At 71.2% G+C, this 21,770-nt stretch carries 20 protein-coding genes and 1 tRNA gene; all 21 read right to left on the reverse strand.

All coding sequences use genetic code 11. The features are described from left to right. Positions 1-75 precede the first annotated feature (75 nt). Positions 76-930 (reverse strand): FAD binding domain-containing protein, encoded by an 855-nt coding sequence (locus BLV96_RS34700; RefSeq protein ID WP_086673713.1) that lies wholly within the window; start codon positions 928-930, stop codon positions 76-78. Further along, positions 927-3,368, reverse strand: a complete 2,442-nt coding sequence (locus tag BLV96_RS34705; RefSeq protein WP_086673711.1) for a xanthine dehydrogenase family protein molybdopterin-binding subunit — start codon at positions 3,366-3,368, stop codon at positions 927-929. The genes BLV96_RS34700 and BLV96_RS34705 overlap by 4 nt, the downstream gene beginning before the upstream one ends. After that, a complete protein-coding gene (locus BLV96_RS34710) occupies positions 3,368-3,892 on the reverse strand; it encodes a (2Fe-2S)-binding protein (protein WP_086673709.1) in 525 nt (174 codons plus the stop codon). Before BLV96_RS34710 ends, BLV96_RS34705 begins: the two co-directional genes overlap by 1 nt. Before the next feature lie 271 nt (positions 3,893-4,163). Further along, the gene (locus BLV96_RS34715) at positions 4,164-5,276 is read right to left on the reverse strand and encodes an XdhC family protein (RefSeq protein ID WP_086673707.1); all 1,113 of its coding nucleotides are present in this window, start codon (positions 5,274-5,276) and stop codon (positions 4,164-4,166) included. Then, complete coding sequence (locus BLV96_RS34720) at positions 5,269-6,381, reverse strand: vWA domain-containing protein (protein ID WP_086673705.1); 1,113 nt, start codon at positions 6,379-6,381, stop codon at positions 5,269-5,271. Before BLV96_RS34720 ends, BLV96_RS34715 begins: the two co-directional genes overlap by 8 nt. 389 nt (positions 6,382-6,770) lie before the next feature. Beyond that, positions 6,771-6,847 (reverse strand) — tRNA-Arg (locus BLV96_RS34725). A 258-nt stretch (positions 6,848-7,105) separates the two neighbouring features. Further along, positions 7,106-8,836, reverse strand: coding sequence for a hypothetical protein (locus BLV96_RS34730; RefSeq protein ID WP_086673703.1), 1,731 nt, complete (start codon positions 8,834-8,836; stop codon positions 7,106-7,108). Positions 8,837-8,875: 39 nt separating this feature from the next. Next, entirely contained in the window at positions 8,876-9,742 is an 867-nt protein-coding gene (locus BLV96_RS34735) for an AAA family ATPase (protein WP_086673748.1), read from the reverse strand. Between the two features lie 26 nt (positions 9,743-9,768). After that, positions 9,769-10,356, reverse strand: a complete 588-nt coding sequence (locus BLV96_RS34740) for a nucleotidyltransferase family protein (RefSeq protein ID WP_086673700.1) — start codon at positions 10,354-10,356, stop codon at positions 9,769-9,771. 503 nt (positions 10,357-10,859) lie between these two features. Then, on the reverse strand, positions 10,860-11,690 hold the full coding sequence (locus BLV96_RS34745; RefSeq protein ID WP_086673698.1) for an IclR family transcriptional regulator domain-containing protein: 831 nt from the start codon (positions 11,688-11,690) through the stop codon (positions 10,860-10,862). A gap of 9 nt (positions 11,691-11,699) precedes the next feature. After that, positions 11,700-12,101, reverse strand: a complete 402-nt coding sequence (gene pcaC / locus BLV96_RS34750) for a 4-carboxymuconolactone decarboxylase (protein WP_086673697.1) — start codon at positions 12,099-12,101, stop codon at positions 11,700-11,702. After that, positions 12,098-12,892: a 3-oxoadipate enol-lactonase gene (pcaD, locus tag BLV96_RS34755; RefSeq protein ID WP_086673695.1), complete on the reverse strand. Its 795-nt coding sequence runs from the start codon at positions 12,890-12,892 to the stop codon at positions 12,098-12,100. Before pcaD ends, pcaC begins: the two co-directional genes overlap by 4 nt. Beyond that, a complete protein-coding gene (gene pcaG / locus BLV96_RS34760; RefSeq protein ID WP_086673693.1) occupies positions 12,889-13,443 on the reverse strand; it encodes a protocatechuate 3,4-dioxygenase subunit alpha in 555 nt (184 codons plus the stop codon). The genes pcaD and pcaG overlap by 4 nt, the downstream gene beginning before the upstream one ends. After that, entirely contained in the window at positions 13,440-14,177 is a 738-nt protein-coding gene (gene pcaH / locus BLV96_RS34765; RefSeq protein ID WP_086673691.1) for a protocatechuate 3,4-dioxygenase subunit beta, read from the reverse strand. The genes pcaG and pcaH overlap by 4 nt, the downstream gene beginning before the upstream one ends. 12 nt (positions 14,178-14,189) lie before the next feature. Next, a complete protein-coding gene (locus BLV96_RS34770; protein ID WP_086673689.1) occupies positions 14,190-15,371 on the reverse strand; it encodes a thiolase family protein in 1,182 nt (393 codons plus the stop codon). A gap of 88 nt (positions 15,372-15,459) precedes the next feature. Continuing rightward, complete coding sequence (locus BLV96_RS34775) at positions 15,460-16,185, reverse strand: CoA-transferase subunit beta (protein ID WP_208608410.1); 726 nt, start codon at positions 16,183-16,185, stop codon at positions 15,460-15,462. A 757-nt stretch (positions 16,186-16,942) separates the two neighbouring features. Next, positions 16,943-17,752: a CoA transferase subunit A gene (locus tag BLV96_RS34780; protein ID WP_086674982.1), complete on the reverse strand. Its 810-nt coding sequence runs from the start codon at positions 17,750-17,752 to the stop codon at positions 16,943-16,945. A 165-nt stretch (positions 17,753-17,917) separates the two neighbouring features. Next, positions 17,918-18,670, reverse strand: coding sequence for an alpha-galactosidase (locus tag BLV96_RS34785; protein WP_086674981.1), 753 nt, complete (start codon positions 18,668-18,670; stop codon positions 17,918-17,920). Positions 18,671-18,692: 22 nt separating this feature from the next. Further along, a complete protein-coding gene (locus tag BLV96_RS34790; protein WP_086674980.1) occupies positions 18,693-19,532 on the reverse strand; it encodes a carbohydrate ABC transporter permease in 840 nt (279 codons plus the stop codon). Further along, positions 19,532-20,488 (reverse strand): carbohydrate ABC transporter permease, encoded by a 957-nt coding sequence (locus tag BLV96_RS34795; RefSeq protein ID WP_086674979.1) that lies wholly within the window; start codon positions 20,486-20,488, stop codon positions 19,532-19,534. The genes BLV96_RS34790 and BLV96_RS34795 overlap by 1 nt, the downstream gene beginning before the upstream one ends. Continuing rightward, complete coding sequence (locus tag BLV96_RS34800) at positions 20,485-21,753, reverse strand: ABC transporter substrate-binding protein (protein ID WP_086674978.1); 1,269 nt, start codon at positions 21,751-21,753, stop codon at positions 20,485-20,487. The genes BLV96_RS34795 and BLV96_RS34800 overlap by 4 nt, the downstream gene beginning before the upstream one ends. Positions 21,754-21,770: the final 17 nt, after the last annotated feature.

The following is a 21,770-nucleotide window of genomic DNA, read 5'->3' on the forward strand; positions in this document are numbered from 1 at the left end:
CCGACCTCCTTCCTGATGACGACGGGGTCCGGTCCCCACCCTAGCCGCCGCCGGAACGGCGGCCAGGGTGAAGCGTCAGGCCCCCGCCGCCGCCGCGATCGCGCGGCCCGTCAGCACCTGGGCCAGGTGCCGGCGGTATTCGACGTCGGCGTTGCTGTCGACCGGCGGATTCGTCCCCTCCGCCGCGTGCGACGCCGCCGCCGCGATCGAATCGGCCGATGCCTGGACGCCGACCAGCGCCGCTTCGACGCCGGACGCCCGGACCGGCGTCGAGCCCATGTTCGTCAGCGCGACGCGCGCCTCCTCGATGACCCCGGCCTCGGTGCGGACGGTGACCGCGACCGCGACCATCGACCACGCCTGGGCGACCCGGTTGAACTTCTCGTAGTGCGCCCGCCACCCCGTGTGCTTGGGCACGCGGACCTCGACCAGCAGCTCGTCCGGCGCCAGCGCCGTCGTGAACAGGTCCTGGAAGAACTCCGCGGCCGGCACCGTCCGGCGCCCGGACGGCCCGGCCACCACCAGTGACGCCTCGAGCGCGAGCACCGGTGCCAGCAGGTCGCCCGCCGGGTCGGCGTGCGCGATCGCGCCGCCCAGGGTGCCGCGGTGGCGGATCTGCGGGTCGGCCACCGTGTCGGTCGCCGACTTCAGCAGCTCCGCGTGCGCGGCCACCAGAGCGTCCCGCTGGACGTCGTAGTGCGTCGTCATCGCGCCGATCACCAGGTCGTCGCCGTCCTCGCGCACGCCGCGCAGCTCCGCGACGCGCCCGAGGTCGACCAGTGTCGTCGGTGCGGCGAGACGCATCCGCAGCACCGGCAGCAGGCTCTGCCCGCCCGCGATGACCTTGGCGTCCTCGCCCGCCGAAGCCAGCGCCTGCACCGCTTCGTCCACTGTGGACGGGCGGACGTAGTCGAAGGAAGCCGGGATCACTGCGCACCTCCGGAAGCGTCGATGGAACCCAGGCCGCCGCCGGCCTCGTCGCGGCCCGGGCCGCCCGCGTCGGTCGTGCCGTGCTGGATGGCGTGCCACACCCGCATCGGCGTCAACGGCATCTCGATGTCGTTCACGCCGAAGTGCCGCACCGCGTCGATCACCGCGTTGACCACCGCCGGGGTGGACGCGATGGTGCCCGCCTCGCCGACGCCCTTGGCGCCGAGCGGGTTGGACGTCGCCGGCGTCTCCGTGCGGTCGGTGGTGAACGACGGCAGGTCGGCCGCCGACGGCAGCAGGTAGTCGGCGAACGTGCCGGTGGTGAGCGTGCCGCTGTCGTCGTGTTCGGTGCCCTCGAACAGCGCCTGCGCGATGCCCTGCGCGAGCCCGCCGTGCACCTGGCCTTCGACGATCAGCGGGTTCACCGCGACACCGACGTCGTCGACGCAGACGTAGGAGCGCAGCTTGATCCGGCCCGTCTCGGTGTCCACCTCGGCGGCGCACAGGTGCGTGCCGTGCGGGAACGAGAAGTTCTCCGGGTCGAACGTGGCGTCCGAGTCGAGCGACGGCTCGACCCCGTCGGGCAGGTTGTGCGCCGCGAACACCGCGAGCGCGATGTCGCCCATGGACGTCGACGTGTCGGTGCCCTTGACGGTGAACTTGCCGCCGGCGAACTCCAGGTCGTCTTCGGCGCATTCGAGCAGGTGCGCCGCGATCGGTTTCGCCTTGGCGATCACCTTCTCGGCCGCCTTGATGACGGCGATCCCGCCGACCACCAGCGACCGCGAGCCGTAGGTGTCCATGCCCTTGTGCGACGACTGGGTGTCGCCGTGCAGGATCTCGACGTCCTCGAACGCGACACCGAGCTGGTCGGCGACGATCTGGCTCCACGCCGTCTCGTGGCCCTGGCCGTGTGCGGACGCGCCGGTCGTGACCTCGACCTTGCCGGTGGGCAGCATCCGGATCGACGCGTACTCCCAGCCGCCGGCGCCGTAGTCGAGCGAGCCGAGCACCCGCGACGGCGCGAGCCCGCACATCTCGGTGAACGTCGAGATGCCGATGCCGAGCTGGACCTTGTCGCCGGCCTTGCGGCGCTTGTCCTGTTCGGCGCGCAGGCCGTCGTAGTCGAAGAGCTGCTTGGCCTTTTCGGTCGCGGCTTCGTAGTTGCCGGAGTCGTAGGTCAGCCCGCACACCGTGGTGAACGGGAATTCCTCGTGCTTGATCCAGTTCTTCTCGCGCAGTTCCATCGGGTCCACGCCGAGCTCGACGGCGAGCTCGTCCATGATCCGTTCGATCGCGAACGTCGCCTCGGGGCGGCCGGCGCCGCGATAGGCGTCGGTCAGCGTCGTCGTCGTGTACACGTTGGTGCACGCGAAGTGGTACGCCGGGATCTTGTAGATCGCGTTGAACATGAAGGCGCCGAGGATCGGCACCCCGGGCCCGACGAGGCCGTTGTACGCGCCGAGGTTGGCGAGCAGCTCGACCTTGAGGCCGGTGACCTGGCCGTCGCGCGTCGCGGAGATGGTGATGTCCTGGATCTGGTCGCGGCCGTGGTGCGCGGCGAGCATGGTCTCCGACCGCGTCTCGTTCCACTTGACCGGCTTGCCGAGCTTCTGCGCGACGAGCAGCGACATCATCTCTTCGGGCAGGACACCGATCTTGCCGCCGAAGCCGCCGCCGACGTCGGGGGCGATCACGCGCAGCTTGTGCTCGGGGATGCCGAGCGTCAGCGCCGACATCACGCGCAGGATGTGCGGGACCTGCGTGGCCGACCACATGGTGATCTGGGTGCCGGTCGGGTCGACGACGCAGGCGCGCGGCTCCATGAACGCCGGCACGAGGCGCTGCTGCCGGAAGCGGCGCTTGAGCACGACCTCCGACGAGCTGATCGCGTCCTCGACGTTGCCGCCGGTACCCGCTTCGGCGGAGTCGAACTTCCAGACCGCGCTCGTGTTGGTGCCCAGGTCCTCGTGGACGAGCGCGGCGCCGTCGGCGATCGCGGCTTCCATGTCGAGGACCACCGGCAGCTCGTCGTACTCGACGTCGATCTCCTCGAGCGCGTCGTGCGCTTCGGCGGACGACCGCGCGACGACGACCGCGACGCCTTCACCGGCGAAGTTGACGGTGTCGGCGGCGAGCACCGGGCGGCGCGGCGCCTTCATGTCCGGCGTGATCGGCCACGCGCAGGGCATGCCGACGGCGCCGTCCGGGTCGAGGTCCTTGCCGGTGTACACGGCGATGACGCCGGAGGCGCTCTTCGCCGCCGACGTGTCGATCGAGACGATCTTGGCGTGCGCGAACGGGCTGCGCAGGACGGCCATGTGCAGCAGGCCGGGCAGCGCGATGTTGTCGGTCCAGCGGGTGCGGCCGGTGATCAGCCGCTCGTCCTCCTTGCGGCGACGGGACTTTCCGACTTCCGGTTCGATCGTCGCGGTCATCAGTCACCACCCACGCCGACGTGCTTGGTCTCGGCGATCCGCTCGGCTTCGGGTCCGGCGCCGGGGCTCATGTGCTGCGCGGCGTCGCGGACCGCGCGGACGATGTTCTGGTAGCCGGTGCAGCGGCAGAGGTTGCCTTCGAGACCTTCGCGGACGGCTTCCTCGTCCGGGTCCGGGTTGTCGGCCAGGAGGTCGATCGACTGCATGATCATGCCGGGCGTGCAGAACCCGCACTGCAGCGCGTGGTTGTCGTGGAAGGCCTGCTGCACGGGGTGCAGCTTGCCGTCGCGCGCGAGGCCTTCGATGGTGGTCACCTCGCAGCCGTCGGCCTGCACGGCCAGGACGGAGCAGGACTTCACGCTGTGCCCGTCCAGGTGGACGGTGCACGCGCCGCAGTTGCTGGTGTCGCAGCCGACGACGGTGCCGACTTTCCCGAGTTTTTCGCGCAGGTGGTGCACGAGCAGGGTGCGGGGCTCGACTTCGTCGGTGTACTTCGTCCCGTCGACGGTGACGGTGATGCGCATCAGGCCTCCAAAAGCCGGTTCGGGAGCGGCCTGCCCGATCGTGATCGGGCTCACAGACTCCCGAGCGTGCTACGCGACCTTCGCGCGGACAAGTCCTGATGTCACACGTTCAACTACCTGTTCCGCAGATGCGCGGGAATCCACTGTGGATCGCCGCATCTGCGGAAGTCCGGATGGGTGAACTTTTGTAAGCCACCTGGACCAGCAGTGTCAGCCGGGGCTTTCGCGCCGGGCCGGGGGCTCCGCCACCCGGAGCCCCCGCAAAAGCGATTCAGCCGTGGATGCGTCCACTGAGTTCCGCAAGGCGTTTTCCGCCGCCACCCCACCGCAACGCGATGATTTCCGCGGCGATCGAAACGGCCGTCTCCTCCGGGGTCCGGGCGCCGAGGTCGAGGCCGATCGGCGAAGACAGCCTTTCCAGCTCCCCCTCGGTGATCCCGGCGTCGCGCAGCCGGGCGAAGCGGTCGTCGTGGGTCTTGCGGGAGCCCATCGCGCCGACGTAGCCGACGTCGAGGCGCAGCGCGACCTCCAGCAGCGGCACGTCGAACTTCGGGTCGTGGGTCAGCACCGCGATCGCCGTGCGCTGGTCGATGCGACCCGCCTCGGCTTCCGCCGTCAAGTAGCGGTGCGGCCAGTCGACGACGACGTCGTGCGCGTCCGGGAACCGGCTGCTGGTGGCGAACACCGGCCGCGCGTCGCAGACCGTCACCTGGTAGCCGAGGTAGGCGCCCATGCGGGCCATCGCGGCGGCGAAGTCGATCGCGCCGAAGACGAGCAGCCGGGGCGGCGGCTCGAACGAATTGACGAACACCGCCATGCCCTCGCCGCGGCGCTGCCCGTCCGGGCCGTAGTGCAGGGTTCCGGTGCGGCCGCTGGCCAGCAGGCCGCGCGCGTCGTCGGCGACGGCGTCGTCCATCCGCGACGACCCCAGCGAGCCCTCGGCGCGGTCCGGCCAGACGATCATGTGCTCGCCGACCAGGCCTTCGCGCTCGTGCTCGATGACCGTGACGACCGCGACCGGCTCACCGGAACGCACCGACGCGACGACGTCGCCGAGCTCCGGCATCGACGCGCGGTCGACGTGCTCGACGTAGATGTCGATGATCCCGCCGCAGGTCAGACCCACCGCGAAAGCGTCGTCGTCGGTGACGCCGTAGCGCTGCAGGACGGGCTTGCGCTCGGCGACGACCTCCTGCGCGAGCTCGTAGACGGCGCCTTCGACGCAGCCTCCGGACACGCTGCCGGCGACGGTCCCGTCGGGGGCGACGACCATCGCGGCACCGGGCGCGCGCGGCGCCGAGGAGAAGGTCGCGACCACGGTGCCGAGGCCGACCGTCTCCCCGTCGGACCAGCGGCGGTACACGTCGTCGAGTACGTCACGCATCGGAAATCTCCCCGAGCAGTCGTTCCAGGGTGGCCAGGGTGTGCCCGGCCAGGAGCCGGTCGATGTGGGGCAGCGCGGCCACGATGCCCGACTGGACCGGAGCGTACCCCGCACGGCCGGCGTGCGGATTCACCCAGAATACGGCGTGCGCGAGCCGGCGCAGGTGGGCGAGCTGCTCGCCGAGCAGGCCGGTGTCGCCGCGTTCCCAGCCGTCGGAGAAGACGGTGACCACGGCGCGGCGCGCGACCCCGCGCCGGCCCCAGCGGTCGAGGAAGGCCTGCAGCGTCTCGCCGAGCCGGGTGCCGCCGGCGAAGTCCGGGACCGCCGAGCCGGCGGCGAGCATGGCGCGTTCGGGGTCGCGCTGCCGCAGCTGGCGCGAGACCCGCGTGAGGCGCGTGCCGAGGGTGAAGACCTCGACGGACTGGGGCGCGCACCGGGTCAGGACGTGGGCGAACCGCAGCAAGGCGTCGGCGTAGGGCGACATCGAGCCTGATACGTCGATGAGCAGCACGACCCGCCGCGGCCGGCTCCCGCGTCGGACGTGCGCGAGTTTCACGGGTTCGCCGCCGCTGGCGAGCATGGCGCGCAGGGTGCGCGAGGGGTCGAGCCGCCCCCGGTGCGACGGCGTTTTCCGCGCGGCCGGGCGTTTCGGGGGGACGGGTTTCAGGGTGGCGAGGAGTTCGCGGAGGTGTTCCCGTTCGGCGGTGGTGAGGGCGGCGAGGTCCCGGTGACGCAGCACCTCTTGCGCGCTGGCGGCGACTTTGAGCTGGTCAGGGGCATCTTCGGTGGTGGTGTCCCCGCCGCCGGCATCGACGAGCGGCGCGATGCGGGCCTGCTTGGGCGCGGCGGCTTTGGCGCGTTGCGGGGTGGTGGTTTCGATGGCGAACCACTGGCTGAAGGCTTCTTCGTAGCAGGGGAGGTCATCGGGGCTGGAGCAGAGGGTGAGCCGCCCGGCCCAGTAGAGCTGGGTGGGTTCGGCAACATCGACCTCGGCGACGGCGGCCAGGTAGGCCTGCACGCGATGGGCATCGCAGGCAACACCGGCTTCGCGCAGGGCGGCGGCGAACCCGGCATACCCGGCCACGGGATCGGCGACGGTGGTCATGACTCCATTGTGCGCTCACTTGATGAGGGGGGCGCGCCTGTGGACAACGCGACGGTGGGCACCGGAAACTGTCGGTGCCCTTGGGTAGCGTGGGAAACGGGGGCCGGCGGCCAGGGTTTCGGCGCTGCCGGGCCGGGGCGCGTGCTCTCGCGGACCGGCCGGCGTGGCGGTTTCGACGCTGCCGGCTCGGGGCGCGCGCACTCGCGGACCGGCCGACGTGGCCGTTTCGGCGCTATCGGCCCGGGACGCGCGCACTCACGGACCGGCCGGCGTGGCGGTTTCGGCGCCGCCTGGCCGAGGCGCGCGCACCCGCGGACCGGCCGGCATGGCGGTTTCGGCGCTATCGGCCCGAGGCGCGCACACTCGCGGGCCTGTCGGCGTGGCGGTTTTGGCGTCCCGGCGAGGAGTCGAACCTCGGACCTCGGCGTTCGTAGCGCCGCGCTCTGTCCTGCTGAGCTACCGGGACGGGGCGGTCTGCGCGCACGCCCCTCCCCGGGCGGGCGCAGACCGCGCTCTTCGCGGCGGCCGACCCGAGGTAGCGAGGGGTGGGCGCGAAGAGCCTTCAGGAAGATTCAGCGAACGGCACGGGAGATCGTGCCGCATCGGTTCGCTTGCCGGTTCACGATCTCCTCCTCTCGGTGGCGGTCCTTGCGGTGCTGGAAAAAGCATGCCGGAGCCCGGCGCACCGGGCAACGCATTTAATTCCCGCGTCCTTTGTGGACCGTCAGGCCGAGAAGCCCGGCACGATGTTCGCGCAGCCGCGGCGGCGGGCCACGTCGTTGCTCGACAGGATCGGCGGCAGCTCCCGCTGCGCGAACGCCTGCAGTTCGGCGAGCTTCGCTTCGTCCGCCAAGTCGCGGCGGACGTGATAGGCAGCTTGGTTCTTCGCGTCGTTCCGGACGAAGATCGTCGCGTAGTCGCGCTCGAACCGCGGGTCCTGGTCGAACTGCAGCGTGCTGCTCCACGAGCCCACGAAGACGATCAGTTCGGGCTTCGCCGTCGTGAAGACGTAGTCGCGCAGGCCGGCGAAATCGGCGGTGTGCAGGTAGTCCGCGATCGGGGCGTCGCCGAGCCCGGCGAGGTCGAGCAGCCGGAGGCGGCTGCCCAGCGCCGTGCCGCCGAGGTCGATCACGCCGGCCGACGCCGTGTCCGGCAGCCGCAGGATGTCCGCGAAGCCGTTGATCGCGGTGTCGTCGCGCTCGGCGACGGCGCACATGGCCGTCTTCACGTCGTCGCGGTACTTCGTGCCCTGGCTGTAGTAGCCGCCGACCGCGCTGACGGACGCGGCCACGAGCAGCAACGCCAGGACGACGCGGCTGCGCGTCCGGCGGACCACGGCGAACGTCTCGACGACCGCGGTCGCGCCGAGGAGGGCGCCGACCGTCCAGACCGGCGTCGCGAACCGCAGGTGCCCCATCCAGTCGTACTCGAGCACGATGAACGCGGCGACGGCCAAGCCGAACGGGACCAGCAGCGCGATCAGCCCGATCCGAAACCGGCCCGGCTTGACCAGCTGCACGGCCAGGCAGCCGGCCACGACGGCGACGAGCAGCCAGCCCGCGTAGGACAGGATCTCCCCCGGCCGCGCGAGGTCGGCGAGGTCGGGCGGCTCCTGGCCCTTCGCGACCGCGGTGTTGGGCAGCAGCCGGCCGAATTCGAACCAGCGGTAGACGACGTACGCGCCGAAGGGAACGGCGAACGCGGCGATCGAAACGACCACCGCGCGGACGCTGCGGGCGAGCACGGCTCGCTTCAGGAAGACGGCGACGGCGATCGGGTACGCACCCGCGTAGATGATGCCGTCGGGACGGGTCAGCGCGGCCAGCATGGCGAGCACGCCGGCGCCGATCGCGACGCGGTGGAGCAGGAGCTTGTCGCTCAGCACCGACCGCAGGAGCAGCACGGCCAGCGCGGCGACGGTCAGCGCGTAGAACGAGTTTTCCAGGCCGGAGAAGCACCAGATCACGAACGACGGGTTCGCGGCGAGCGCGGCCCCGGCGAGGAAGGTGACGAGCGCGGGGCGGCGGGTGAGTTCCTTCGCGCCGGCGTGGAACAGGACCAGGACGCCGGCGCAGCAGGCCAGCGCCAGCGCCTTCGGGAAGAGGATCTGGTCGGAGACGCCGAAGAGCGTCCCGTGGTCGAACAGGCCGACGAGCTTGCCGAGGGCGAGCAGGATCATCCAGGTGGGGTTCGAGTAGCCCTCGACCGGCGCGACGCCGGGCTGGAGCACGGGGCCGAGCCCGTCGGCGACGTTGCGCGAGTAGGCGAACGTGATGGCGGCGTCGTCGATCAGCCAGTGGCCGTAGAACGACGCGTGCACGGCGATCAGCGCGGTGCCGCCCAGGACGGCCGCCACGGCGCCGAGCCAGGCCGGCCAGGTGCGGCGCGCGGTCACCGCGGGTTTCGCGTCCCGTCCGGTCGACGGCCGCGCTTCGGTTGTCTCGGCCACGCTCATGCCTCAGGCTCTCCCCTGCCTTCGGATACCCCGTGCCGGTCAGGCGAACAACGCGTCGAGCTTGGCCCGCACCCGGTCGAGGTCTTCGCTGTATTTCAGGACTGCTCCGAGCGTTCGCGCCGCCGTCGCCGCGTCCAGCTCGTCTCGCTGCAGAGCCAGCAGGGCCCTCGCCCAGTCGAGTGACTCCGCTACTCCCGGTGGCTTCAGCAGGTCCATTTCGCGGAGCCGATGCACCGCTTCAGCGATCTGCCGAGCCAAAACTTCCCCTATTAGGGGGATCCTACGGCGCAGGATCGTGACCTCTCGCGCCAGGTCCGGGTGTTCCAGCCAGTGGTACAGACAGCGGCGCTTGAGGGCGTCGTGCACTTCGCGCGTCCGGTTCGAGGTCAGCACCACCAGCGGCGGGTGTTCAGCGCGGACTTCGCCGTATTCGGGAATGGTGACAGCGTTTTCGTCGAGCAACTGCAGGAGGAAGGCTTCGAATTCGTCGTCCGCGCGGTCGATTTCGTCGATGAGCAGGACGCACGGCGCGGTGAGGGCCTGCAGCAGCGGCCGGGCGAGCAGGAACCGCTCGGTGTAGAGCGAGCGTTCGGCGGCCTCGACGTCGAGGTGCCCGTCGCCGGCGGCCTCGAGGGCGCGCAGGTGCAGGAGCTGGCGGGGGAAGTCCCACTCGTAGAGGGCTTGGGCGGCGTCGATGCCCTCGTGGCACTGGAGGCGCACGAGCGGGCGGCCGAGCGCGGTGGCCAGTGCGATGGCGAGCGAGGTCTTGCCGGTGCCCGGTTCGCCTTCGCAGAAGAGGGGGCGGCCCATCCGCAGGGCGAGGAAGCCGGCGGTGGCGAGCCCGTCGTCGGCGAGGTAGCCGGTCGCGTCCAGCGCGGCGGCGAGTTCTTCGGGCGAGTCGGTCACGCTGTCGATCGTAGGCGGCACGCTGGTCACCGGCCGGGCAGATCGGCCCGGCGATCGACGTCGCGGCCGCTGCCGAGGTCGCCGCACTCGACGAGTTCGAGGTCTTCGCGGGTGGCCAGCCAGTCCCGGGCGCCGCGGTCGCCTCGGGCGGAGTCGGCGATTTCGGGCCACCAGCGCCGGCCGAGGAGGACGGGGTGGCCGGGGACGCCGTCGTAGGAGGCGCGGGCGACGGTCTCGGCAGTGGCGCCGGCGGCGACGCGGGCGAGGATGTCGGCGCCGACCCACGGCAGGTCGACGAGGTGGACCAGGGCGGCGACCGGGGCCGGTTCTCCGGCGAGCGCGGCCAGGCCGGCTTTGAGGGAAGCGCCCATGCCGGTTTCCCAGCCCTCGGCGAAGACGGCTTGAGCGGAGTCGGGCAGGAGGGCGCGCACTCGGTCGGCAGCGGCACCGACGACGACGCGGATCGGGTGGCAGCCGGCGGCGGAGAGGGTGGCGAGGGCGCGGAGGACGAGGGGGTGGCCATCGAGTTCGGCGAGGGCTTTGGGACCACCGAACCGACGACCGGCCCCGGCGGCGAGCAGCAGGCCGGCGACGGGCGGGGTGGCTGGGCTCATCGGTGCACCGGCTTCCCGCTGGCAAGCAGCAGACCAGCGACCGGCGGAGTTGCCGGGGTCATCGGCGCACCGGCTTCCCGCAGGCAAGCAGCAGACCGGCGACCGGCGGAGTAGCTGAGGTCATCTGCGCGCCCGGCTTCCCGGCAGCGGGCAGGAAACCGGCGACGGGCGGGGTCGCCGGGGTCATCGACGCACCGGCTTCCCGCTGGCAAGCAGCAGACCAGCGACCGGCGGAGTAACTGAGGTCATCGGTGCACCCAACTTCCCGGCAGCGGGCAGGAGACCGGCGATGGGCAAGGAGCCGGGGTTACCGGCGCGCCGATTGCCCGGCCGGCAGACCCGGCGGCGGGCAGCAGGCCGGCGACGGCTTGGTTGGCCGCGGTCATCGGCGCCCCGGTCGGCTGGTGAGGCTCCTCGGCGAGTCGCTCGGCCGATGCGCCCCAATCTCCGCCGGTCCGGCCGATGCCCCGACAGCGAGCCCAGCCGGTGGCCGGCGCGCCTTCTCAGCCATGGGCTCGGCCGGGGGCGCTGATCGCCAAGTCGTCCTCGATTGCCTTTGCCGTCTCCAGCAGTGGGGGCACCAAGTCCTTCTCCACCGACTCCGCCGTTGTGCGGCTCGCGTGCGTGGACAGGTTCACCGCCGCCACCACTCGGCCTCTGCGGTCGCGGATCGGGGCCGCCACTGAACGGAGGCCCTCCTCCAGCTCCTGGTCCACCATGGCCCAGCCCTGGTCGGTTACCTTCGCCAGCTCTGTCCGGAGCCGGTCGGGGGCGGTGACCGTTCGGTCGGTCAGCCTGTCGAACTGCGCCACCACGAAATACGCCTCCAGCTCCGCCTTGCTCAGGCCGGCCAGGAGCACGTGCCCCATCGAGGTCGCGTACGCCGGGAAGCGGGTGCCCACGTTGATGCTCACCGTCATGATTCGGGAGACCGCCACGCGGGCCACGTAGACGATCTCCGTTCCCTCCAGGACCGACACCGAGCTCGACTCGTGCACCCCCGCCGACAGGTGCTCCAGGTGCGGCTGCGCCACCTCCGGCAACGTCATGCTCGACAGGTACGAATACCCCAGCTCCAGCACTCTGGCCGTGAGGGAGAAGTACTTGCCGTCGGTGCGGACGTACCCCAGGTCGGCCAGGGTCAGCAGAAACCTGCGGGCCGCGGCGCGGGTGAGGCCCGTCGACCGGGCCACGTCGCTCAGGGTCAGCTCCGCCGCGTCCGCGTGGAAGGCCTTGATCACGGCCAGGCCGCGCTCCAGCGACTGCACGTGGTGGGCGCCGCGGTGGGCCGGTTCGGTGTCGACCTCGGCTTCGATCTGCCTCCCCACGTCCATGACCGCAGCCTATCCGGCGTCGCCCGGGCGGGCGGTCGGCTCGCCGAGCTCGGCCAGGGTGCGCTGGGCGATGGCGAACGCCGCGTTCGCCGCCGGGGCGCCCGCGTAGACCGCCGTGTGCAGCAGGACCTCGCTGATCTCCGCCGCCGTCAGGCCGTTGCGGACCGCGGCCCGGACGTGCATCGCCAGCTCGTTGTGCGCCTGCAGCGCGGTCAGCGCCGCGAGCGTGACGCAGCTGCGCGTCCTGCGGTCCAGGCCGTCGCGGGCCCAGACCGTGCCCCACGCACCTTCGGTGATGTAGTCCTGGAACGGGCGGCTGAAGCCGGTCGTGCCCGCGACCGCGCGGTCGACGTGCTCGTCGCCGAGCACCTCGCGCCGCACCTTCATGCCCTGCTCGTGGCGGTCGGTCACGCTCGCTCCAAGTGGTCCAGGATCAGCCGGGTGAACTCCTCGGGCCGCTCGTAGCTGCCCAGGTGCGCCGCGTCCGCGACGACTTCCAGACGCGCGCCCGGGATGCCCGCCGCGATCAGGTCGGCGTGGCCCTCCGGCGGGGTGGCCGGGTCTTCGGCGCCCGCGATGACCAGCGTCGGGGCGGTGATCTTCGGCAGCGCGTCGAGCTGGTCCATCCGCTCGATCGCGCCGCAGCAGGCCGCGTAGCCCTCCGCCGGGACGCCGGCGATCATCGACCGCAGGAACGCGGCGCGGTCCGGGTGCCGCTCGGCGTACGCCGGGGTCAGCCAGCGCGAGACGCCGGCCTCGGCGACCGCGCCGGTGCCCTCGGCGCGGACCGTGCGGGCCCGGTCGGCCCACATCCGCGGCGGGCCCAGCTTCGCCGACGTGCAGCACAGCACCAGGCTCGCGACCCGGTCGGGCGCGTGGGTGCCGAGCCACATGCCGGTCATCGCGCCCAGCGACAGGCCGACCAGGTGCGCCCGCTCGACCTCGAGGTCGTCGAGCAGCGCCAGGACGTCGGCGCCCAGGTCCTCGATTTCATACGGACCCGGCGGCACCGGCGAGGCGCCGTGCCCGCGCGTGTCGTAGCGGATCACCCGGAAGCCGCGCTCGAGCAGCGGCACGACCTGCGGCTCCCACATCCGGACGTCGCTGCCGAGCGACCCGCCGAACACCACCACCGGACCGTCCTCCGGGCCTTCCACGACCCGGTGCACCCGCACGGCGCTCACGTTGCCACCTCCGTTCATACGGCGAAGAACACTGTCTCGCCGTCGCCCTGCAGCCGCACGTCGAAGCGGTAGCCGTCGTCGGTCTTGGCCGCGATCAGGGTGCCGCGACGCTCTTCCGGAACCGTCGCCAGCACCGGGTCGGCGGAGTTGTCCTGGTCCTCGAAGTAGATCCGCGTGACGACCCGGTTGAGCAGCCCGCGGGCGAACACCGAGACGTCGATGTGGCGTGCCTGCGTGGTGCCGTGCTCCCCCGGCACCGGGCCCGGCAGCAGCGTCAGGATCCCGTACGTGCCATCGGTTTCCGTCGGGCAGCGGCCGAAGCCGCGGAACTCGCCGGACGCCTCGCCGCGCGGGTCGTCGGGGTGGCGGAAGCCGCCGTCCGGGTCGGCCTGCCACGTCTCGATCATGGCGTCCGGGACCGGGTCGCCGTTGCCGTCCCGGACGGTGCCGCGGATCCAGAACGCGCCGGGCGTGCCCTCGGGCACCACGTGCGGGCCGTCCGGCCAGGGCAGCCCGATCGACAGGTACGGGCCGACGGTCTGCGAAGGGGTGGGCAGCAGCTTCGTCATTCGTCCTCGTCCTCTTCCTCTTCGAACACCGACGCGTCGCGCCCGCGCAGCACGATGTCGAACTGGAACCCGAGCGCCCACTCGGCCTGCGTGATCTCGTGGTCATAGCGCGAAACCATGCGCTGGCGGGCCTTCTCGTCCGGGATGGAGTTGAAGATGGGGTCCTGGTAGAAGAGCGGGTCGTCCGGGAAGTACATCTGGGTGACCAGGCGCTGGGTGAACGCCGCGCCGAACACCGAGAAGTGGATGTGCGCGGGGCGCCAGGCGTTGTCGTGGTTCTTCCACGGGTACGCGCCGGGCTTGATGGTGGTGAACGTGTAGCGGCCGTCGCTGTCGGTCAAGGTGCGCCCGACGCCGTCGAAGTTCGGGTCGAGCGGCGACGGCCAGCGGTCGCCGGTGTGGCGGTAGCGGCCGCCGGCGTTCGCTTGCCAGATCTCGATGAGCGAGTCGCGCACCGGGCGGCCGTCGCCGTCGAGGAGGCGGCCGGTCACGATGATCCGCTGCCCCTGCGGCTCGCCCTCGTGCTGCCGGGTGAGGTCGTTGTCGTGCTCGCCGAGGCGGCCGGGGCCGAGCAGCGGGCCGGTGACCTCGGTCAGCATCTGCGGCAGCAGCACGAGGTCCTGCTGCGGGTACCGCAGCGCCGTCGAGCGGTAGCCGGTGAAGCCGAGGGGCGGGTGCGTGCCTTCGGGGTCCTGCCCGTAGCGCAGCAGCCTGAATTCGGTCGGAGTGGCCACGTTTTCTCTCCCTTACCGGCCTTCGAGGACGACGGCCAGGCCCTGGCCGACGCCGATGCAGATGGCGGCCAGTCCCCAGCCCCCGCCGCGGCGGTGCAGGTCGTGGGCCAGGGTGCCGAGGATCCGGCCACCGGACGCGCCGAGCGGGTGCCCGATCGCGATCGCGCCGCCGTGGGTGTTGACGATCTCCGGGTCGAGCTTCTTCCAGTCGCGCAGGCAGGCCAGCGACTGCGCCGCGAAGGCCTCGTTCAGCTCCACCGCGGCCAGGTCGTCCCACCCGATGCCGGCGCGTTCGAGAGCGATCTCGGCCGCGCGGACCGGGCCGATGCCGAAGACGTCCGGGTCGACGCCCGCCGCGCCGCGACCGGCGATCCGGGCCAGCGGCGCCTTGCCCAGGCGGTTCGCGGTCGCCTCGTCGCCGAGGAGCAGCGCCGAGGCGCCGTCGTTCAGCGGGGAGGCGTTGCCGGCCGTGACGGTGCCGTTCTCCTTGCGGAAGACCGGCTTCAGCTTGGCGAGCTTCTCGGGGCTGGAGTCCGGGCGGATGCCTTCGTCGCGGGCGAGGTCGATGCCCTCGACCGGGACGACCAGGTCGTCGTAGAACCCTTCGTCCCACGCCTTCGCGGCGTTGACGTGGCTGCGGGCGGCGAAGGCGTCCTGCTCGTCGCGGCCGATGCCGTAGCGCTCGGCGAGCAGTTCGGTGGACTCGCCGAGGGAGACGGTCCACTGCGACGGCATCGCCGGGTTGACCATGCGCCAGCCGAGCGCGGTGTTGTAGAGGGCCTGGTTGCCGGCCGGGAAGGCCTTCTCCGGCTTTTGCATGACCAGCGGCGAGCGGGTCATCGACTCGACGCCGCCGGCGACGACCAGGGACGCGTCACCGACCTGGATCGCGCGGCTGGCCTGCATCACCGCGTCCAGGCCGGAGCCGCAGAGGCGGTTGACGGTGTTGCCGGGGACGCTCGTCGGCCAGCCGGCGAGGAGGGCGGCCATGCGGGCGACGTTGCGGTTGTCTTCGCCGGCGCCGTTCGCGTCACCGAGGGTGACCTCGTCCACTGTGGACGGATCGAGGCCGGTGCGGGCTTGGAGTGCCTTGAGGACCCCGGCGGCCAGGTCGTCCGGGCGGACGCCGGCCAGCGCGCCGCCGTAGCGGCCGAACGGGGTGCGGATCGCGTCGAGGACGTAGACGTCGGTCATGCGCTCGCCTTCCGGGGTGCTGAGGTGATCGGGTGGATCGAGCCTGCCACGGCGGGAGCGGGCGCTGCCGGACGGGAAAGCACCGCGCTCATGCCTTCTCCAGCTCTCGGAGCACCGTCAGCTCCTGCTCGGTCGGGGCGGGGGTGACCTTCAGGTCGTCCGCGACCTTCAGTGTCCACCCCGTGGCCTTGACCGCCTGGTCGAGCTCCACGCCCGGGTGGAGCTCGGTGAGGGTCAGCTCGGCGGTCTCCGGGTCGGGGCGCATCAGGCCCAGGTCGGTCACCACCAGGGTCGGGCCCTTGCCGGGGAGGCCGAGCTTTTCGCGGTCGCCCTTGCCGGTGCCGTGGCCGAAGGAGGTCACGAAGTCGACCTTCTCGACGAAGGCGCGGGGGCTCTGGCGCAGGACGATGAACACCTCGCCGCAGGACGCCGCGATCTCGGGGGCGCCGCCCGCGCCGGGGAGGCGGACCTTCGGGTCGTGGTAGTCCGAGCCGATGACCGTGGTGTTGATGTTGCCGAACTTGTCGAGCTGGGCTGCGCCGAGGAAGCCGACGTCGATGCGGCCCGGCTGGAGCCAGTAGTTGAACACCTCGGGGACGCTGACCACGGCGTCGGCGGTGTCGGCCAGCTCGCCGTCGCCGATGGACAGCGGGAGGTGGGACGGCTTCGCGCCGAGGCAACCGGATTCGTAGATGAGGGTGAGGTTCGGGGCGTGGGCGCGGCGGGCGAGGTTGGCCGCTTTGCTGGGGAGGCCGATACCGACGAAGCAGGACATGCCGTCGCCGAGGGCGCGGGCGGCCGCGATGCTCATCATCTCGTCGGCGGTGTAGTCGGTGCTCACGCTGGGACCTCCGCGGAGTCGGGCGGGGTGGGGCGGGTCGGGGTGGGAGTGGCGCCGGGGCGGTGGGCGGCTTGGGCTCGGTGGGGCTGGGCCGGGCGACCCGGGGCGGCCGGGGCAGGCCCGGCCGCGTGGGGGCGGACGACCGCGGCTTGCAGGAGCGAGGCCCGGTGACCCGAGGCGGCGGGGGTAGGCCCGGCGGCGAGGCAGCGGGCAACTCGGGCTCGCCGGAGCTGGGCCACGCAGCCCAAGGCGGCGGGGGTAGGCGCGGCGGCCGTGCCGCAGGCAACTCGGGCTCGCCGGGGCTGAGCCACGCAGCCCAAGGCGGCGGGGGTAGGCGCGGCAGCCGTGCGGCAGCGGGCAACTCGGGCTCCCCGGGGCTGAGCCACGCAGCCCAAGGCGGCGGGGGTAGGCGCGGCGGCCGTGCCGCAGGCAACTCCGGCTCGCCGGAGCTGAGCCACGCAGCCCAAGGCGGCGGGGGTAGGCGCGGCAGCCGTGCGGCAGGCGACTCCGGCTCCCCGGGGCTGAGCCACGCAGCCCAAGGCGGCGGGGGTGGGCCCCGCGGCCGTGCGGCGGGCGACTCCGGCTCGCTTGGCCGATGCCTCCTCGGCAGACCGCGAGCCGGGTGGGGTGGGTGCCGGGGCGATCCCGAGGGGCGGCCAGGCGTCCCGAGGGCACCCGGCCGCGGGGGTCGGGTGGGCGACTCCGCGACGCCCAACGGGCAGGCTTGCGGTCATGCCTTCACGCCCTTGAGCTCGTTCAGCCACTTCGTGAACTCCTCGCGGTCGCGGCCGATCTCGTCCCACGCCTGGTACGCCGAGTTGTCGCGCTCGTAATACCCCGCCGCGTACGACGGCTTCGCGCCGCCTGGGACCTCGGCGACCGCCGAAACCACCCACGCCGGAAGAACCACTGCTCCCGGGCGGGGTTCCAGCTCGTCGACGATCTCCTCGACCGTCACGATCGAGCGCTTCGCCGCCAGGACCGCTTCCTTCTGGACTCCCGTGATGCCCCACATCTGGACGTTGCCGGACCGGTCCGCGCGTTGGGCGTGGACGATCGTCACGTCCGGGTTCAGGGCCGGGACCGCCGTCAGGCGCTCGCCGGTGAACGGGCACGTGATCGGCCTGATCGTCTCCGTCTGGGCCGGGAGGTCCGTGCCCGTGTAGCCGCGCAGGACCGCGAACGGCAGGCCGGACGCGCCGGCCACGTAGCGGTTCGCCATGCCCGCGTGGCTGTGCTCCTCGATCTCGAGCGGGACCGGCCAGTCGTGCTGGACCGCGTCGCGGAACCGGTGCAGCGAACCGACTCCCGGGTTACCGCCCCAGGAAAACACCAGCTTCGAAGCGCAGCCCGCGCCGATCAGCTGGTCGTACACGATGTCCGGGGTCATCCGCACCAGCGTCAGGCCCCGCCTGCCCTGCCGGATGATCTCCTGCCCGGCCGCGACCGGGATGAGGTGCGTGAACCCTTCGAGCGCGACGGTGTCGCCGTCGTGCACCAGCCGGCCCACGGCCTCCTCCAGTGACAGCAGCTCCGCCATCCCACGCTCCGAATCTGTTCGCATCACGCACACTCGTTCTGAAACCGAACATAGCACGACCCGAGGGCACCGACCAGACGTCTTCCACCCAATGGATGACGCACGCACGACGAAGGGGACTTTCCTCGCACCCGGAGCGAGGAAAGTCCCCTTCGTCGGAAGAACTCAGCCGATCCGGACCAGCCGGGAGCCGTGCGGAGGCACCGCGGAAGCCGTCCACGAGCCGCGGAACCGCCCGAGGTCCTTGCGCGCGACGAGGTCACGCACCGGCCGCGCCCCGGGGAGGTCCACCGTGATGTCCGCGGGCGTGGAACCCAGGTTGTAGACGGCCGCGTACGTCCGGCCGTCCGGCGCCCGCTTCGTCCACACCTGGTGGTCGCCGCCGTGCGCGCACGGGTTGGCGAAGTCGACCTTCCAGTTGCCACCCCAGCCGTTGGACGGCGTCAGCGGTTTGTACGCGATGTCCTGCGCGTGGCACGACGTCCCGAGGATCGGCGCGTTCTTGTCGTAGACCTCCTTCTCCAGCCCCGTCACGGCGTACAGGCCGAGCTTGAGCCCGAGCGAATGCACATACGAAGCGAGAGAGGAGATCCCGGACGGGAACCGCGACGGATCGGGGTCGGGGATGCCGTTGGCGTCGGTGTGGAAGACCCAGGACTGCGAAGCGTTCCACCCCGAGTCGATGTTGACGTAGGTGTAGCCGGCCGACTTGAGCTTGGCGGAGAGAGCCTGAGCCGCGTCACGGACGTGCGACTCGTTCAGCCACGAAGTGCCGTAACCCGCGCGGGTCGACGACTCCAGGCTCCAGCTGCTCCAGCCCATGAACGGCTTGACGAACGGCGTCCGGGCCTCGGCCGAAGGCACCAGAAAAGCGGAAAGACCCAGGACAGCGAGGAAAACGGAAAGGAAGCGTTTCACCGGACACTCCTCCAGAGGGGACCTACTCCTTGAGCCCGCTCGCCGCGATCCCGCGGACGATGAACCGCTGGGCGACCAGGAACATCGCGACCAGCGGCGCGATGGTGACGAGCGCGCCGGCGAACAGCGCCGGCAGGTTGACCGACTGCGCGGTCAGGAACGTCGAGAGAGCGATCTGCGCGGTCCACGACGACGGGTCCTGCCCGATCACCAGTGGCCACAGGAACGCGTTCCAGCTTTCGATGAACATCAGCGCCCCGAGCGAGGCGATCATGCTTCCCGAGTTGGGGAGCACGAGCCGGCGGTAGACGCCCAGGTAACCGAGCCCGTCGAGCCGCCCGGCCTCTTCGATCTCGGCCGGGAACCGCAGGTAGAAGTTGCGGAACAGGATCACGGTGAACGCGCTGAAGAGGTTCGGCGCGATGATGCCCCACTCGGTGTTGACCCCGCCCAGCGAGCCGACGACGACGAACGTCGGCACGAACGTCACCGACTGCGGGATCATCAGCGTGACCAGCACGTACGTGAACACCGCACGCCGTCCCGGGACGTTGATCCGGGCCAGCGCGTAGCCGGCCATCGACCCGAACAGCGTGCCGACCGGAGCGGTGACGACCGCGACCAGGAACGAGTTCCACAACGAGTGCGCCATCGGTACCGACGCATCGGCGAACAGGTCGCCGAAGTTGACCCATGACAGCGGGTCCGGCAGCCACGACCAGTCCGGCGAACTGACCTGCTGGCGCGTCATGAGCGCGTTGCGCACCATGATGTAGAACGGCAGCAGGAAGATCAGCGAGAGCACCGACGCCAGGACGTACTTCGGCGCCTTCCTGGCGCGAGGAGCGGCGAGGACGGTCATCAGTCCTTCTTCCCGAAGCCGACGAACCGGCCCTGCAGCAGCGTGATCACGATGATGATCACCGTCAGCAGGAACGCGCCCGCCGAGCCGACGCCGTAGTTCTGGTCGCCGAGCGCGGAGTCGTACAGGTAGACGAGCGGCGGCTTCACCGGCGCGGTCGCCGTGCCGGAAAGGCCGGTGCCGAACAGGTTGTAGAACTCGTCGAACGCCTGGAACGCGGCGATGAGGATCAGCAGCAGCACCGCCACCGACGTGTTCCTCAGCTGCGGCACCGTGATGTACCGGAAGGCCTGCCACTTGGTCGTGCCGTCCAGCTCACCCGCTTCGTACAGGGACGGCGAGATCGCCTGCAGCCCGGCCAGGAACAGGATCATGTACAGCCCGACCTGCAGCCACAGCCGCAGCGTCACGACCGCGACCCAGTAGACCGGCGGGCTCGTCGTCGACAGCCACGGCACCGGGTCGGCGCCGAACAGGCCGCCGAGAACGTTCGCGACCCCGGACGGCAGGCCGTTGAACAGCGCCATCTTCCACACCAGCGCCGCGACGACGTACGACACCGCGGCCGGGATGAGGAACACCGTCCGGAAGAACGCCTTGCCCCGGCGAATGCTGTTGATCAGCACCGCGAGACCCAGCGAGGCGACGAAGGTGATCGGCACGATGAAGACCGTGAAGAGCGCGATCGTCGACAGCGACGTCAGGAAGGCGTCGTCGCCGAGCAGGAACGCGTAGTTGTCGAAGCCGATCCAGTGCCCGAGCGAGATCGTGCCGCGGGCGTCGTTGAAGCTGAGCAGGAAGCTCCACGCGATCGCGACGTACTTGAACAGCCCCAGCCCGATCACCACGGGCCCGGTCAGCACGACGAACGCGCCGATCGCCCGCCAGTCCCGGCGCCGGCGACGTCTCTTCGCGGCCGCCGCCGGGACCGCCGGGGCCTCCATCAAGGCCGTCATGCCAGCTGCTTGTCGACTTCGGCCTGCGCCTTCTTCGCCGCGTCGGCGAGTTCGGCGGCCGGGTCGGCCTGCCCGTTCGCGATCTTCGTCGCGGCCTGCAGGAACAGCGTCGCCGACGCCTTGTTCCACAGTCCCGAGTACGACTTGCCGTTCTGCTGCGAGATCGTCACGGCGTCCTTCGCCGGACCGCTGGAGAACTCGGTCGTCTGCGCCGCGACCTCCTTGCGGGCCGGGATGTGGAAGCCGTACTTGACGCACCAGTCCTTCTGCAGGTCGGCGTTCTTGACCCACAGCCAGTCGATGAACTTCTTGACGGCGTCCAGGTTCTGGCTCTTGGCGTTCGCCAGCTGGTACCAGCCGCCGACGCGGGCGACCTGCTTGCCGGCGTCGCCGAACTTCGGCCACGCGACGACGCCGAAGTCGTCACCCAGGGCCTTCTTGATGTCCGGCAGCGACCACAGCCCGCCCCACTGCATCGCGGTGGCGCCGTTGGCGAACGCGCCCGGGTCGGACCAGTCCGTCGGGTAGCCCTGGAGCAGGCCGCCGGTGTCGTGCAGCTGCTTGAGCCCGCCGATCGCGGCGATCGCCTCGGGCGAGGCGAACGCGATCTTCTTGCCGCTCGAGTCGAAGAAGTCTCCGCCGGACGACCAGAGCAGGAGCGTCGCGGCCTCGCCGACGCCGTCGGTGCCGACGTAGAGACCCTTCTGCTTGCCGGTGTTCAGCTTCCGTGTCGCTTCGAGGAGCTCGGCGAACGTCTGCGGCGGCTGCACGCCCGCGGCCTGCAGCACGGACTTGCGGTAGTACAGCATCATGACGTCGTCGATCATCTTGACGCCGTAGATCTTGCCGTCGACGGTCACGGTGTCCAGCGCGGCCGGGCTGAAGTCGGCCTTCACCGGGTCCACGACGTCGTCGAGCGGCGCGAGCAGGCCGTTCTTGACGTTCTGGTACCGGAAGTCGCCCAGCTCGAACAGGTCGGGTGCCTGCGCGGTCAGCATCGCCGAGTTGAGCTTGGTCTCGTAGTCGCCGGCGATCCAGCTGACGTTGATCGCGATGTCCGGGTTGGCCTTCGTGAACTCCTGCGCGTACCGCTGGACCGCCTGCTGCGTCCCGGATTCGCCGTACGCGTGGTACCACTGCTGCAGCGTGACCTTCGCCCCCGAAGCGGCGCCCGCGTTCTTGTTCAACGGGTCCGAAGTGCAGCCCGCGAGAGCTGCTCCCCCGGCGAAGAGGACGGAACCGACCAGGAAGCTTCGGCGATTCATGGGGCTCACAAGGGACT

This window comes from Amycolatopsis pretoriensis (assembly GCF_900107925.1).
Taxonomy (GTDB): Bacteria; Actinomycetota; Actinomycetes; order Mycobacteriales; family Pseudonocardiaceae; genus Amycolatopsis; species Amycolatopsis pretoriensis.

Bases quoted from the DNA above. Each gene is read 5' to 3' on its own strand.
- BLV96_RS34730 (WP_086673703.1), bottom strand. From the start codon at position 8,836: ATGAGCGTGGCCGAGACAACCGAAGCGCGGCCGTCGACCGGACGGGAC.
- BLV96_RS34715 (WP_086673707.1), bottom strand. From the start codon at position 5,276: ATGCGTGACGTACTCGACGACGTGTACCGCCGCTGGTCCGACGGGGAG.
- BLV96_RS34705 (WP_086673711.1), bottom strand. From the start codon at position 3,368: ATGACCGCGACGATCGAACCGGAAGTCGGAAAGTCCCGTCGCCGCAAG.
- BLV96_RS34780 (WP_086674982.1), bottom strand. From the start codon at position 17,752: ATGGCGGAGCTGCTGTCACTGGAGGAGGCCGTGGGCCGGCTGGTGCAC.
- BLV96_RS34800 (WP_086674978.1), bottom strand. From the start codon at position 21,753: ATGAATCGCCGAAGCTTCCTGGTCGGTTCCGTCCTCTTCGCCGGGGGA.
- BLV96_RS34775 (WP_208608410.1), bottom strand. From the start codon at position 16,185: ATGATGAGCATCGCGGCCGCCCGCGCCCTCGGCGACGGCATGTCCTGC.
- pcaG (WP_086673693.1), bottom strand. From the start codon at position 13,443: ATGACGAAGCTGCTGCCCACCCCTTCGCAGACCGTCGGCCCGTACCTG.
- BLV96_RS34795 (WP_086674979.1), bottom strand. From the start codon at position 20,488: ATGACGGCCTTGATGGAGGCCCCGGCGGTCCCGGCGGCGGCCGCGAAG.
- BLV96_RS34790 (WP_086674980.1), bottom strand. From the start codon at position 19,532: ATGACCGTCCTCGCCGCTCCTCGCGCCAGGAAGGCGCCGAAGTACGTC.
- BLV96_RS34745 (WP_086673698.1), bottom strand. From the start codon at position 11,690: ATGGACGTGGGGAGGCAGATCGAAGCCGAGGTCGACACCGAACCGGCC.
- BLV96_RS34740 (WP_086673700.1), bottom strand. From the start codon at position 10,356: ATGAGCCCAGCCACCCCGCCCGTCGCCGGCCTGCTGCTCGCCGCCGGG.
- pcaD (WP_086673695.1), bottom strand. From the start codon at position 12,892: ATGAACGGAGGTGGCAACGTGAGCGCCGTGCGGGTGCACCGGGTCGTG.
- BLV96_RS34770 (WP_086673689.1), bottom strand. From the start codon at position 15,371: ATGACCGACGTCTACGTCCTCGACGCGATCCGCACCCCGTTCGGCCGC.
- BLV96_RS34710 (WP_086673709.1), bottom strand. From the start codon at position 3,892: ATGCGCATCACCGTCACCGTCGACGGGACGAAGTACACCGACGAAGTC.
- BLV96_RS34720 (WP_086673705.1), bottom strand. From the start codon at position 6,381: ATGACCACCGTCGCCGATCCCGTGGCCGGGTATGCCGGGTTCGCCGCC.